Here is a 13,785-nt window from a genome sequence, read left to right as displayed (position 1 = left end):
GATCAGCGCTTCATCGAGCCGAAGAACTCGTCGTTGGACTTGGTGTTCTTCATCTTGTCCAGCAGGAACTCCATCGCGGCCATTTCATCCATCGGATGCAGCAGCTTGCGCAGGATCCAGATCTTCTGCAGCAGTTCCGGCTCGATCAGCAGGTCCTCGCGGCGGGTGCCGGAACGGTTGATGTCGATGGCCGGGAACACGCGCTTTTCAGCGATACGGCGGCTCAGGTGCACTTCGCTGTTGCCGGTGCCCTTGAACTCTTCGTAGATCACCTCGTCCATCTTCGAGCCGGTGTCGACCAGCGCGGTGGCGATGATGGTCAGGCTGCCGCCTTCCTCCACGTTGCGCGCGGCACCGAAGAAGCGCTTCGGGCGGTGCAGGGCATTGGCGTCCACGCCACCGGTCAGCACCTTGCCCGAGCTCGGCACCACGTTGTTGTAGGCGCGGGCCAGGCGGGTGATCGAGTCGAGCAGGATCACCACGTCCTTCTTGTGCTCGACCAGGCGCTTGGCGCGCTCGATGACCATTTCGGCCACCTGCACGTGGCGCGCGGCCGGCTCGTCGAAGGTCGAGCTGATGACCTCGCCGCGCACGGTGCGCTGCATTTCGGTCACTTCTTCCGGGCGTTCGTCGATCAGCAGCACGATCAGGTGCACGTCCGGATGGTTGGTGGTGATGGCAGTGGCGACCTGCTGCATCATCATCGTCTTGCCGGCCTTCGGCTGGGACACGATGAGCGAGCGCTGGCCCTTGCCCTGCGGCGCCATCAGGTCGAGGATGCGGCCGGTAATGTCTTCCGACGAACCGTTGCCACGCTCCAGGGTGAAGCGGCGGCGCGGGAACAGCGCGGTCAGGTTCTCGAACAGCACCTTGTTCTTCGACGCTTCGATCGGCTCACCGTTGATGGTGTCGACGATGTTCAGCGCGAAGTAGCGCTCGCCGTCCTTCGGGAAGCGGATGCGGCCGGAGATGTGGTCGCCGGTGCGCAGGTTGAAGCGGCGGATCTGGCTGGGCGAGATGTAGGTGTCGTCCGGGCCGGCCAGGTAGCTGGCTTCGGCCGCGCGCAGGAAGCCGAAGCCGTCCGGCAGGATTTCCAGCACGCCATCGGCGGCAACGCCGTCGCCGTGGCGGGTCAGCACCTTCAGCAGGGCGAAGATCACGTCCTGCTTGCGGGCACGGGCCACGCCTTCGGAGATCTGCAGCTGCTCGGCGATCTCCAGCAGCTTCTGTGCCGGCATGCGCTTGAGGTCGCTCAGCGAGTAGACCGGGAAGCCCTCGGGCACGTTGGCGTGCGGGCGCGGCACGAAGGGCTGCTGCTCGCCGCCGTCCTGCGGCATGCCGTCATCGCGGCCACCGCGGTTGCGGTCGCGGTCGCGACGGTTGCGGAAACGGTCGCGGCGATTGCCCTGGCCCTGCTGGCCGTTCTGGTTGTAGGGGTTGTTGTTCTGACCCTGGCCCTGGTGCTGCCCACCGCCCTGGTGGTTCTGCTGGCGCTGTCCGGATTCGCGGCCTTCGCCACCCTCACCGCCGCCGGAGGCGGGGGCTTCAGTGGCAGGCGCGCTCGGCGCGGGGGCGGCTGCAGCCGGTGCCGGCGCTTCGGGCGCGGCTGCCAGCGGCAGGGTCGGTTGCGCCGGAGCGGCGCTGGTTTCGGCGGCTGCCGGGGCGGCGGCCTTGCTCACGCGGGGCTTGCGCACGCGCTTTTCGGCGGGCGCATCGGCGCTGCCGGTTTCGGAAGTGTTATCGGACAAGAGCGTTATTCCTCGCTTGAAGGTGCGAGCGCCCGGCTGGGGCGGCGAACGTTGGGAATGGGTCTGGAAGAAACTGCGTCCAGAGGGTGCGGCACGCGAGCGCGGCCGGATATGCCGACACTATCATCGGCCTGCGGCGGCATGCAAGGGTCGCCGGGAACAGCATTCATGATGGACGCGGGGCGCCCGCCGGCAGCCGCGGGCGGCGGCTGCCGGGAACAGCAGGATCAGGCCAGGGCCTTGTCCAGCAGGCCGGCCAGCTGGGCCTTGCCCACCGCACCGATCTGCTCGCCGACCTTCTCGCCGTCCTTGAACACGACCAGGTACGGAATCGAACGCACGTGGTACTTGGCGGCCAGTGCGCGGTTGTGGTCGACGTTGACCTTGGCGATCTTGGCGCGGCCCTGGTAGGCATCGGCCAGTTCGTCCAGCGCCGGGGCGATCATCTTGCAGGGGCCACACCACTCGGCCCAGAAATCGACCAGCACCGGTTCCTTGGAATTCAGCACTGCGCTATCGAAGTCGGCGTCGCCGACATGTACAACCTTGTCGCTCATCTTGGTTTCTCGTCTTGGATTGCACCCGGCCATGCCGGAGGTGGGTGAACTGGGCCATGCCCGGTGGCGCGACCCTCGTCGTTGCCTCGCGGCGCACTGCCGCGGTGCGTTCGGCGGGATGCCTGGACGCTCACGGCCGGCAGTGTACCCCTATCGCAGGGCAGGGACAGGCGCCGGTTGGAACCCAGCGTATCGTGATCGCTTCGATGGCCGGTATGTGTCGGATTTCACTGTCTTCCTGTACATGGGGCTGGCAGTGGGCGACACCAGCGAACCCGGGCAGGCCGTTCAAGTCCGGTGTAACTGGGTGAAGGTGGCGTCTCTGGATGCCATGAGACGCTGCATTCCGGTTTGCCTGCCCGAGTGCGGTAAACTGGGGCATTGTGCGGCGCGCGGACCGGTGGTCCCAGCCTGCCAACCCGCCGCAGGGGCCGCAGTTTGCGACGGTGCCCCTAGACGATGAAGTGCCAGCCGCCCCACGGGCCGGCGGCCATACCAAGACGGACTCATGAGCGACAAACCGCTGACCGATTTGACCTTCTCCTCCTTCGAGCTGCATCCGGCCCTGCAGGCCGGCCTTGAAGGAGCCGGATTCACCCGCTGCACCCCGATCCAGGCGCTGACCCTGCCGGTCGCGCTGCCCGGCGGTGATGTTGCCGGCCAGGCCCAGACCGGCACCGGCAAGACCCTGGCCTTCCTGGTCGCTGTCGTGAACCGCCTGCTGACCCGCCCGGCGCTGGCCGACCGCAAGCCGGAGGATCCGCGTGCGCTGATCCTTGCCCCGACCCGCGAACTGGCCATCCAGATCCACAAGGATGCGGTGAAGTTCGGTTCCGACCTGGGCCTGCGTTTCGCGCTGGTCTACGGTGGCGTGGATTACGACAAGCAGCGTGAGCTGCTGCAGCAGGGCGTGGACGTGATCATCGCCACCCCGGGCCGCCTGATCGACTACGTCAAGCAGCACAAGGTGGTTTCGCTGCACGCCTGCGAGATCTGCGTGCTGGACGAAGCCGATCGCATGTTCGATCTGGGCTTCATCAAGGACATCCGCTTCCTGCTGCGCCGCATGCCGGAACGCACCATCCGCCAGACCCTGCTGTTCAGTGCCACCCTCAGCCATCGCGTGCTGGAGCTGGCCTACGAGCACATGAACGAGCCGCAGAAGCTGGTGGTCGAAGCCGAGACCATCACCGCTGCGCGCGTGCGCCAGCGCATCTATTTCCCGGCCGACGACGAGAAGATCCCGCTGCTGCTGGGCCTGCTGTCGCGCAGTGAAGGCGCGCGCACCATGGTGTTCGTCAATACCAAGGTGTTCGTCGAGCGCGTCGCCCGCTCGCTGGAAAAGGCCGGCTACCGCGTCGGCGTGCTGTCCGGCGACGTGCCGCAGAAGAAGCGTGAGAGCCTGCTCAACCGCTTCCAGAAGGGCCAGCTGGAAATCCTGGTGGCCACCGACGTGGCCGCGCGTGGCCTGCACATCGACGGCATCAAGTACGTCTACAACTACGACCTGCCGTTCGACGCCGAAGACTACGTGCACCGCATCGGTCGTACCGCGCGCCTGGGCGAAGAGGGTGATGCGATCAGCTTCGCCTGCGAACGCTACGCGATGGGCCTGCCGGACATCGAGGCCTACATCGAGCAGAAGATCCCGTCCGAGCCGGTCACCAAGGAACTGTTGACGCCGCTGCCGCGCCCGGAACGCCCGGCCCCGGCTGCTGGCGAGGAAGGTGAGGAGAACGAGAGCGTCGGCCAGATCTTCCGTGAAGCGCGCGAAGCCCGCGCCGCTGAAGAAGAGCGCCGTGGTGGTGGTCGCAGTGGGGGCCGCTCCGGCGGTGGCCGTGGCGAGCGTCGCGACGGTGAGCGCAGCGGCGAGCGCCGTTCGCGTGGCCCGCGCAAGCCGCGCGTGGAAGGCGAGCAGGTTGCAGCTGCCCCGGCCGAAGGTGCTGAAGCCGCTGTCGCCCAGGCTCCGCGTCCGCCGCGCCCGCCGCGCGCCGAGGGCGCGCCGGAAGGTGCCGTGGATGGCGAACGCAAGCCGCGCAAGCGCCGTCGTCGTCGCCACGGCCGTCCGGTCGAGGGTGGCGAGGGTGTGCAGGCCAACGCCGGCAACGGCGCCAGCCCGGTGACCCCGGTGCAGGTGGTGGCCAAGCCGGTGCGCACGGCGGCCGACAGCGGCGATTCGTTCCTGACCCGCATCGGCCGCAAGATCCGCCGGATGCTGTCGGGCAGCTGATCGGCGCTTCCGATCAGCGGGTAGCCCCCGACCGTTGGTCGGGTGGCTTTGAACGGTAGTGCTGGCCGCTGGCCGGCAACCCACATGGCTGCCGGCCAGCGGCCGGCACTACCGATCGGCGCGACCGTCTCCACGAGGTCGCGCCGCTCCTGCATAATCGGGGCATGAGTGTCCTGCGCTTCGACAATGTCAGCAAACAGTACGCCGGTGGCCACGAGGCGCTGATCGATGTCAGCTTCGAGGTCGCGCCGGGCGAGATGCTGTTCGTCACCGGCCATTCCGGTGCGGGCAAGAGCACTTTGCTCAAGTTGATCCACCTCGACGAGCGACCCAGCCGCGGCGCGGTGGTGTTCGACGAGCGCAACCTGCTGAAGGTGCGCGGCGGCGACGTGCCCCGCCACCGACGCGCGGTGGGCGCGGTCTACCAGGACCACCGGCTGCTGATGGACCGCTCGATCGCCGAGAACGTGGCGCTGCCGCTGATCCTGCGCGGCACCCGCCGTGGCGACATCAGCAAGCGCGTGCGCTCGGTGCTGGAGCGGATGGGCCTGGGCCATCGCGAGAAGGCGCTGCCCTCGCAGCTGTCGGCCGGCGAGCAGCAGCGCGTGGGCATCGCCCGCGCCATCGTCGGCGAGCCCAAGCTGCTGGTGGCCGATGAGCCGACCGGCAACCTCGACCCGACCCTGGCGGCGGAGATCATGGCCCTGTTCGCCGAGCTGCCCTCGCGCGGCACCAGCGTGCTGGTGGTCAGCCACGACCTGCCGCTGCTGCGCCGCATGCGCAAGCGCGTGCTGATCCTCGACCATGGCCGGCTGGTGGATGACATCTCGCCGCAGGACCTGGCGGAGTAACCGATGGCGAAGAACGAAAACAGCGAAGCCGCCGCCCCCTCGCGCGTGGGCGTCTGGTTCCAGCACCACGTGCACAGCGTGGTGTTCAGCCTGGGCCGCGCCTGCCGCAAGCCATGGGCGACCCTGCTGACGGTGATGGTCATGGCGCTGGCGCTGGCGCTGCCGCTGGGCCTGTCGATCGCGCTGGACAACCTCAAGCAGTTCGCCGGCAGCGTGCAGCAGTCGCGCGACATCAACGTGTTCCTGAAGGGCAACGTCGATGCACCCGGCGCGCTGCGCCTGGCCGGCCAGCTGCGCGACCGCGACGACGTGGCCGAAGTGAACGTGCGCACGCCCGAGCAGGGCCTGCAGGAACTGCGCGATGCCGGCCTGGGTGAGGCGATCGACGCACTCAACGACAATCCGCTGCCTTCGCTGCTGGTGATCACTCCCGGCCAGGGCAAGGACGACGCACGCCTGGCGCGCGCGCTGGAAAGCCTGCCCGAGGCCGATCTGGTGCAGCACGATGCGCTGTGGCGCCAGCGACTGGATGCCTGGCTTGCCTTCGGTGCGCGGCTGGTGCAGGTGCTGTCGGTCCTGCTCGGCGCAGGTGCCGCGCTGGTGGTCGGCAACACGGTGCGCCTGGACATCCAGGCCCGCCGCGAAGAGATCGGCGTGTTGCAGCTGCTCGGCGCCAGCGATGGCTTCATCCGCCGCCCGTTCCTGTACCTGGGCGCGTGGTACGGCCTGGGCGCCGGCGCGGTGGCGCTGGCCCTGATCGGCGCTGCGGGTGCCGCCCTGCGCATGCCGCTGGCCGAACTCTCGCGCAGCTACGGCAGCCCGTTCGTACTGCACGGCCTGGACCTGCTGCACGGCGGCCTGGTCCTGCTCGGCACGCTGCTGCTGGGTTGGCTGGGCGCCTGGCTGGTCACCGGCCACTTCCTCCGCCAGACCCGCCCGACCGACACCTGAGACCGGCATGCAACCGCAAGCGCTGAAACACCTTGAAGGGCCCGCGACGCGGGTGATGGTGGTCGATGGCTCGAAGCTGGTGCGCAAGCTGATCGCCGACGTCCTGCAGCGTGACCTGCCGGGCGTGGAGGTGATCGGCTGCGACAGCATCGAGGACGCACAGCAGGCGCTGGCACAGGGGCCGGTGGACCTGGTGACGACCTCGCTGACCCTGCGCGATGGCGACGGCCTGGCGCTGGCGCGGATGGTGCGCGAAGCGGCCGGCCAGGCCTATGTGCCGGTGATCGTGGTCTCCGGCGATGCCCAGCAGCACCTGGAGCAGCGCCGCTTCACCGAGTACGTCACCGACTATTTCGACAAATCGCTCGGCCATGAAGCACTGGCGACCTTCATCCGCGGCTACGTGCAGCCGCAGACCATCCCCGGCGCCACCATCCTCTATATCGAGGACAGCCGCGTGGTGGCCGAGGCCACCAAGCGCATGCTGGAACGCCAGCAGTTGAACGTGCTGCACGTGGTCAGCGCCGAAGAAGCGTTCACCCTGCTCACCGCCGAGTCGCTGGGCCGCAGTCGCCACCGCATCGACCTGGTGCTGACCGACGTCACCCTGAAGGGCGAACTGAGCGGTCGCGACGTGGTGCAGCGCGTGCGCGTGGATTTCGGCTACGGCAAGCGCCGCCTGCCGGTGCTGGTGATGACCGGCGATGGCAACCCGCACAACCAGACCGGGCTGCTGCAGTCCGGTGCCAACGACCTGGTGCTCAAGCCGATCGAAGAACGGCTGCTGGTCACCAAGGTGCTGTTCCAGCTGAGGCTGGCCCGATTGAACGATGGACCTCTGTTGCGATGATGGATGAAGTAGCCGACACCCCGACGATCCAGCTGGAACCGAGCTGGAAGCAGCATGTCGGCGATTACCTGTTGCAGCCGCAGATGCGCGAGCTGTCCAGCTTCCTGCGCCAGCGCAAGGCCAGTGGCGCGGCGGTGTTCCCGCCCGGCCCGCAGATCTTCGCCGCGTTCGACGCCACGCCGTTCGAGCAGGTGAAGGTGGTGATCCTCGGGCAGGACCCGTACCACGGTCGCGGCCAGGCACATGGCCTGAGTTTCTCGGTGCCGCCGGGCGTGCCGGTGCCGCCGTCGCTGCTGAACATCTACAAGGAGATCGAGAGCGATCTCGGTATCCCGCGTCCGGACCACGGCTGCCTGATTCCGTGGGCGCAGCGTGGCGTGCTGCTGCTCAATGCGGTGCTGACGGTGGAAGAGGGCAAGGCCGGTGCGCACCAGGGTCGTGGCTGGGAAGGCTTCACCGACCACGTGGTGGATGTGCTCAACCGCGAGCGCGAAGGGCTGGTGTTCATGCTCTGGGGCGCCTATGCGCAGCAGAAGGGCAAGGTGATCGACACCCGCCGCCATCGCGTGCTGAAGTCGCCGCATCCGTCGCCGCTTTCGGCCCATCGGGGCTTCCTCGGCTGTCGTCATTTCTCGATGGCCAACGAGTACCTGCAGCGCCGCGGCCAGGCCCCGATCGACTGGTCGCTGCCGCCGCGCTCGGCACTCTGAGGGCCGGCGGGCCGCTGGGCCTGAACAGCGGGCAACGTTCCCGGGCCTGAATGGGCCTTCAGAACGGCCCGTTCAGCTCCGCTTGACCGGAATCGGCCGCTTTACGGCAGGTAATTGCTTGAATTCCAAGGGATTGTGAATCCCGAAAAGCGTGCTCGCCACTGTCATCAAATCGCGCTACGGTAGGGCTCTGTTTGGGACCAGTGTTGCATCAATGGGACGCTGGAACTTTTTCCTCCTTTAGCAGTCCAATTGCCGGACTGCTAAGATGGGTGCCTATGAGCCAGAACACCTCTACTGCCCTTGTGGCAAACAATCTCCCGATTCCGAGTGCGCTCGGTTCGCTGGACGCCTACATCGGTGCCGTGCACCAGATCCCGGTGCTGTCGGTCGATGACGAACAGGACCTGGCCCGTCGCTTCCGCGACGGCAACGATCTGGACGCTGCCCGCGAGCTGGTGCATTCGCACCTGCGCTTTGTGGTGCACGTGGCCCGCGGCTACAACGGCTACGGCCTTGCCCTGGGCGACCTGATCCAGGAAGGCAACATCGGCCTGATGAAGGCGGTCAAGCGCTTCGACCCGGACATGGGCGTGCGCCTGGTCTCCTTCGCGGTGCACTGGATCCGTGCCGAGATGCACGAGTTCATCCTGAAGAACTGGCGCATCGTGAAGGTCGCTACCACCAAGGCGCAGCGCAAGCTGTTCTTCAACCTGCGCAAGTCGAAGACGCGCCTGGGCTGGATGAACGCGGCTGAGGTGAGCGCGGTGGCCAAGGACCTGAACGTTTCCGAGCGCGAGGTCATGGAAATGGAGTCGCGCCTGTCGGGTCGCGATATCGGGTTCGATGCGCCGACCGACGAGGACAACGAGCACGCGCCGCCGTCGCCGGCTGCGTTCCTGGTTGCCGATGACGAAGACCCGTCGATGGCCTACGAGCGCGAGGACAGCGAAGACAACCAGATGCAGCTGCTGCGCGAAGGCCTGGCGGAACTGGATGCTCGCTCGCGCGACATCATCCGCCGCCGCTGGCTGGACGCGGACAGCAAGGTGACGCTGCAGGAACTGGCCGACGAGTACGGCGTGTCGGCCGAGCGCATCCGCCAGGTTGAGGCGAACGCGCTGAAGAAGATGAAGGCGCTGTTCACCGCGTAAGCGGGAAGGCGTTGGAATGAAGAAAGGCCCGGCGGAGATGCCGGGCCTTTTTGTTTCTGGAGCGCATCCACGCATGGCGTGGATCAATCCTGGCGCCAGGGCGGCAGCTGCGCCGACCGGAGCATGCGCTGGACGCTGATTTTCACGCCGTACCACTCGGTGGCACGGTATGATCATGTCACGTGTCTTCCGCACTCGAAGCTTCAACCGCAGTACACGACGTTCTTCACTGACCGATAGAGCCTTGTGCCGCGCGGCGGTGGAAATGCGTCAAGGACGGATTGATGCAGATATAGGGGGCGGCCTTCTCAAAAAGCGGGTTGCGCTGCCGGGCCGCGGAAAGCGCGGTAGCGCCCGCGTTATTGTCGCAACTAAGGTGGGGCGCTACTGGTTCTTTCTCTTCTGCTACGAGAAGAACGCGCGCGACCATCAGTAGTGCGGAACGGGACGCCCTTCAGCTGTATGTGTCTGAGTTCTCGAGAATGAGCCCTGAACAGTTGGACAGGGCAGTTATCTGCGGAGAACTGCAGGAGATTTGCCATGACAAAGACGGTTGAACATGGACGTGCAAAGAGTGCGATCCTCGATGCGGTGCATGAAGGCGCGGCGGGCCTTTACGCCAGCGGCTTCATCGACAAGCGGCGCATGAGCATGTACGAGGCGCTTTGTCTGGGGCCTGTGCCCGAATACAGCAGCGCCCAGATCCGTGCACTTCGCACGTCGTTGGAACTTAGCCAGCCGGTGTTCGCAGGTGTGCTCAACACCAGCGTTTCGACGGTCCGTAGCTGGGAACAGGGCGGGAAGAAGCCGAGCGGGCCGTCGCTGAAGCTTTTGAACCTGATTGATCGGAAGGGTCTCGAAGCAGTCCTGTAAAGCAAAGGCCCGGCAATGCCGGGCCTTTGCTTTACCGTGGTATTCAATCCGCGCCATGCATGGAAGCGGGGGTGTGCCTCACCCCTCGCGTGCGATCGCGCGCCAACCAATGTCGTTGCGGTGGAACGCGTTGGCCCAGCTCACCTTGGCCACGCCGGCATAGGCATTGGCCTGCGCGTCGCGCACGCTGTCGCCCAGTGCGGCCACGCACAGCACGCGACCGCCGGCACTGACCACCTGGCCCTGCGCATCCAATGCCGTACCGGCATGGAACACCTTGGCACTGGCCGGCACGTCGTCCAGGCCGGAAATCACGTCACCGGTGATCGGCGCTTCCGGGTACGGCCTGGCCGCCAGCACCACGCCCAGCGACGGGCGCGCGTCCCACTGCGCTTCGACCTCATCCAGGCGGCCATCGATAGCCGCTTCCACCAGCTCGACCAGGTCCGACTGCAGGCGCAGCATCACTGGCTGGGTTTCCGGGTCGCCAAAGCGCACGTTGAATTCGATCACCTTCGGTGCGCCGCTGGCATCGATCATCAGGCCGGCGTAGAGGAAACCGGTGAACGGGATGCCGTCGGCGATCATGCCCTGCACGGTGGGGTTCACCACCTCGCGCATCACCCGTGCATGCACCTCCGGCGTCACCACCGGGGCCGGCGAATAGGCGCCCATGCCGCCGGTGTTCGGGCCGGTATCGCCGTCGCCGACGCGCTTGTGGTCCTGCGAGGTGGCCATCGGCAGCGCATGCACGCCGTCCACCATCGAAATGAAGCTGGCTTCCTCGCCGTCAAGGAATTCCTCGATGACCACGCGCGCACCGGCATCGCCGAACGCGTTGCCCGAGAGCATGTCACGCACCGCGTCCTCGGCTTCGGCCAGGGTCATCGCCACGATCACGCCCTTGCCGGCGGCCAGGCCATCGGCCTTGACCACGATCGGCGCGCCCTTCTCGCGGATGTAGGCCAGCGCGGCGTCCACGTCGGTGTGCACGGCGTAGAACGCGGTGGGGATGTTGTGGCGGGCCAGGAAGTCCTTGGCGTAGGCCTTGCTGCCTTCCAGCTGCGCAGCGGCGGCGGTCGGCCCGAAGATGCGCAGGCCGGCGGCGCGGAAGTGGTCTACCACGCCAGCCACCAGCGGTACTTCAGGGCCGACCACGGTCAGTGCCACGCCTTCAGCCTGGGCCAGCGCCAGCAGACCGTCGATATCGGTGACTTTCACCGCCACGTTGCGGCACGTGTCTTCGCTGGCGGTGCCGGCGTTGCCGGGTGCCACGATCACTTCGGTGACACGGGAGGACTGGGCCAGCTTCCATGCCAGGGCGTGTTCGCGGCCGCCAGAGCCGATGACGAGGATCTTCATGGGACAGGGTTCTCGGGTACGGAAGAGAAAAGCCGGGCAGGGCCCGGCTTCGTGATGCGGATCAGTGGCGGAAGTGGCGCACGCCGGTGAACACCATCGCCAGGCCATGTTCGTCGGCGGCGGCGATCACTTCGGCATCGCGCATCGAACCGCCCGGCTGGATGACCGCCTTGATGCCGGCAGCAGCAGCGGCGTCGATGCCATCGCGGAACGGGAAGAACGCATCGGAAGCCATCACCGAACCCTCGACCACCAGGTTCGCATCGGCGGCCTTGATGCCGGCGATGCGGGCCGAGTACACGCGGCTCATCTGGCCGGCGCCCACGCCAATCGTGCGGTTGTCCTTGGCGTACACAATCGCGTTGGACTTCACGAACTTGGCCACCTTCCAGGCGAACAGCAGGTCGGTGAACTGCTTGTCGGTCGGCGCCAGCTTGCTGACCACCTTCAGTTCGTCGCGGGTCATGCCGCGGTTGTCCGAGGACTGCAGCAGCAGGCCCGAGCCGACGCGCTTGCTGTCGAAGTTGTTCAGGCCATCACCGTGCGGGATGCGCAGCACGCGCACGTTGGCCTTCTTCTGTGCGTATTCCAGCGCGGCCGGCTCGTAATCCGGGGCAATCAGCACCTCAACGAACTGGCGGTCGAGGATGACCTTTGCAGTGGCCGCATCCAGCGGCTTGTTGAAGGCAATGATGCCGCCGAAGGCGCTGGTCGGGTCGGTGGCGTAGGCCAGCTCGTAGGCATCGCCGTTGCCGGCGCCAACCGCCACGCCGCACGGATTGGCGTGCTTGACGATGACGCAGGCCGGCGCATCGAACTGGCGCACGCATTCCCACGCCGCATCGGCGTCGGCCAGGTTGTTGTAGCTCAGCTCCTTGCCCTGCAGCTGCTGGAAGGTCGCCAGCGTGCCCGGCACCGGGTACAGGTCGCGGTAGAACGCGCCGCTCTGGTGCGGGTTCTCGCCGTAGCGCAGGTCCATCACCTTCACGAAGGTGGAGTTCATCTGCGCCGGGTACTCGGCACGTGCCGGTACGGCGGCGTCGGTGGCGGTGACCGCCGACAGGTAGTTGCTGATCGCCGCGTCGTACTGGGCGACGCGGTTGAACGCGGCCACCGAGAACGCGAAGCGGGTGGCGGCCGACAGCTGGCCGTCGTTGGCCGCCAGCGAGGCCAGCAGTTCGGCGTACTGCGACGGGTCGGTGGCCACCGCCACGCGGGCGAAGTTCTTGGCCGCCGAACGCAGCATGGCCGGGCCGCCGATGTCGATGTTCTCCACCGCGTCGGCCAGGGTGCAGTCGGCCTTGGCGGTGACCGATTCGAACGGGTACAGGTTCAGCACCAGCAGGTCGATGGCACCGATGCCGTGCTCAGCCATCACCGCATCATCCAGGCCGGAACGGCCCAGCAGGCCGCCGTGCACCATCGGGTGCAGGGTCTTGACCCGGCCGTCCATCATTTCCGGGAAACCGGTGACGTCGGCCACGTCCTTCACGGCCAGGCCCGCATCGCGGATCGCCTTGGCGGTGCCGCCGGTGGACAGCAGCTCCACGCCGCGTGCCGCCAGCGCAGTGGCCAGCTCGACCAGACCGGTCTTGTCGGAAACGGAGAGGAGGGCCCGGCGGACGGGCAACAGATCAGCAGTCATGGGACAGAATCGGCAGCGGAGCGGGGCCGATATTGTAGGCGGTGGGGGCCGGTGGCGGGCGCTGGAAGGGGGAATTTGCCGTGGCGATCGACGCAAGGCCGGGTCGGGCACACCGATCCGGCCCGATCCGGGGGCTGGCCTGCGGACCAGAGCAGGGTTGTCGGAATCTGCCAACGATGGGGTAGGCTGTGCCCGCACTGCCAAGGATCAGCGGGTACGGATCATGTCGATCTATGCATTGAAAGGACGTTTCCAGGACCTGTTGCGTCCAGCCGTACGCGGTCTGTACCGCATGGGGATCACTGCCAATACGGTGACCGTGGCCGCTGCCGTGTTCTCGCTGCTGGTGGCCGCCGCCGTCTGGTGCTGCGCGCCGGCCCAGCCCCTGCTGTACCTGCTGCTGCCACTGTGGATGCTGCTGCGCATGGCGCTCAACGCCGTGGACGGCATGCTGGCCCGCGAGTTCGGCCAGCAGTCGCGGCTGGGCGCCTATCTGAATGAGCTGTGCGATGTGATCGCCGATGCGGCGCTGTACCTGAGCCTGCTCAGCGTGCCGGGCGTGCGCCCCGAGATGCTGTGGCTGCTGGCCTGGACCGCGGCCCTGAGCGAGTACGCCGGGGTGCTGGGGCTGATGGTCGGTGCCAGCCGCCGCTATGACGGCCCGATGGGCAAGAGCGATCGCGCGTTCGTGATCGGTGCGCTGGGCCTGCTGCTGGCGTTCGAGTGGGTTGGCGCGATGACGGTCACTGGCGTGGCCGCGGTCATGGCGGTGCTGTGCGTGCTGACGATGGTCAACCGCGTCCGTCGGGGACTGCGGGAAGCAGCGGTTTCGCCGAATTAATCAAGCAGATACA

General features: G+C 67.0%; 13 protein-coding genes. 9 read left to right on the top strand and 4 right to left on the bottom strand.

The genetic code is table 11. The features are described from left to right. Positions 1 to 2: 2 nt before the first annotated feature. Together rho and trxA are read right to left on the bottom strand one after the other, a co-directional pair. Positions 3 to 1,748: a transcription termination factor Rho gene (rho, locus tag AC5JLE_RS01175; protein WP_046429862.1), complete on the bottom strand. Its 1,746-nt coding sequence runs from the start codon at positions 1,746 to 1,748 to the stop codon at positions 3 to 5. A gap of 227 nt (positions 1,749 to 1,975) precedes the next feature. Further along, positions 1,976 to 2,305, bottom strand: a complete 330-nt coding sequence (trxA, locus tag AC5JLE_RS01170) for a thioredoxin (RefSeq protein ID WP_005411275.1) — start codon at positions 2,303 to 2,305, stop codon at positions 1,976 to 1,978. A 508-nt stretch (positions 2,306 to 2,813) separates the two neighbouring features. Here trxA and rhlB point away from each other — a divergent pair. The 8 genes from rhlB to AC5JLE_RS01130 all read left to right on the top strand — a co-directional run bounded on the left by rhlB (position 2,814) and on the right by AC5JLE_RS01130 (position 9,924). Next, positions 2,814 to 4,535: an ATP-dependent RNA helicase RhlB gene (gene rhlB / locus AC5JLE_RS01165; RefSeq protein ID WP_049439326.1), complete on the top strand. Its 1,722-nt coding sequence runs from the start codon at positions 2,814 to 2,816 to the stop codon at positions 4,533 to 4,535. Positions 4,536 to 4,699: 164 nt separating this feature from the next. After that, the gene (ftsE, locus tag AC5JLE_RS01160; RefSeq protein ID WP_014648630.1) at positions 4,700 to 5,386 is read left to right on the top strand and encodes a cell division ATP-binding protein FtsE; all 687 of its coding nucleotides are present in this window, start codon (positions 4,700 to 4,702) and stop codon (positions 5,384 to 5,386) included. A gap of 3 nt (positions 5,387 to 5,389) precedes the next feature. Beyond that, complete coding sequence (ftsX, locus tag AC5JLE_RS01155; protein ID WP_032961674.1) at positions 5,390 to 6,337, top strand: permease-like cell division protein FtsX; 948 nt, start codon at positions 5,390 to 5,392, stop codon at positions 6,335 to 6,337. A gap of 7 nt (positions 6,338 to 6,344) precedes the next feature. After that, on the top strand, positions 6,345 to 7,187 hold the full coding sequence (locus AC5JLE_RS01150) for a response regulator (protein ID WP_019660837.1): 843 nt from the start codon (positions 6,345 to 6,347) through the stop codon (positions 7,185 to 7,187). Next, on the top strand, positions 7,184 to 7,897 hold the full coding sequence (gene ung / locus AC5JLE_RS01145) for a uracil-DNA glycosylase (RefSeq protein ID WP_005419723.1): 714 nt from the start codon (positions 7,184 to 7,186) through the stop codon (positions 7,895 to 7,897). The genes AC5JLE_RS01150 and ung overlap by 4 nt, the downstream gene beginning before the upstream one ends. Before the next feature lie 278 nt (positions 7,898 to 8,175). Beyond that, positions 8,176 to 9,051 (top strand): RNA polymerase sigma factor RpoH, encoded by an 876-nt coding sequence (gene rpoH / locus AC5JLE_RS01140; RefSeq protein WP_005411269.1) that lies wholly within the window; start codon positions 8,176 to 8,178, stop codon positions 9,049 to 9,051. Between the two features lie 169 nt (positions 9,052 to 9,220). Then, positions 9,221 to 9,487: a type II toxin-antitoxin system RelE/ParE family toxin gene (locus AC5JLE_RS01135; protein WP_496064932.1), complete on the top strand. Its 267-nt coding sequence runs from the start codon at positions 9,221 to 9,223 to the stop codon at positions 9,485 to 9,487. A 104-nt stretch (positions 9,488 to 9,591) separates the two neighbouring features. Further along, entirely contained in the window at positions 9,592 to 9,924 is a 333-nt protein-coding gene (locus AC5JLE_RS01130; RefSeq protein ID WP_169411602.1) for a helix-turn-helix domain-containing protein, read from the top strand. Between the two features lie 78 nt (positions 9,925 to 10,002). Here the strand turns inward: AC5JLE_RS01130 and purD are convergent, their stop codons facing one another. After that, positions 10,003 to 11,286, bottom strand: a complete 1,284-nt coding sequence (gene purD / locus AC5JLE_RS01125; RefSeq protein WP_496064931.1) for a phosphoribosylamine--glycine ligase — start codon at positions 11,284 to 11,286, stop codon at positions 10,003 to 10,005. A 61-nt stretch (positions 11,287 to 11,347) separates the two neighbouring features. After that, positions 11,348 to 12,931: a bifunctional phosphoribosylaminoimidazolecarboxamide formyltransferase/IMP cyclohydrolase gene (gene purH / locus AC5JLE_RS01120; protein ID WP_005411265.1), complete on the bottom strand. Its 1,584-nt coding sequence runs from the start codon at positions 12,929 to 12,931 to the stop codon at positions 11,348 to 11,350. 223 nt (positions 12,932 to 13,154) lie between these two features. Between purH and AC5JLE_RS01115 the strand changes: the two genes are divergently transcribed. Next, the gene (locus AC5JLE_RS01115) at positions 13,155 to 13,772 is read left to right on the top strand and encodes a CDP-alcohol phosphatidyltransferase family protein (protein WP_241884810.1); all 618 of its coding nucleotides are present in this window, start codon (positions 13,155 to 13,157) and stop codon (positions 13,770 to 13,772) included. Positions 13,773 to 13,785 lie beyond the last annotated feature (13 nt).

The organism is Stenotrophomonas sp., from assembly GCF_059505245.1.
This window is presented reverse-complemented; position numbering and strand designations above follow the sequence as displayed.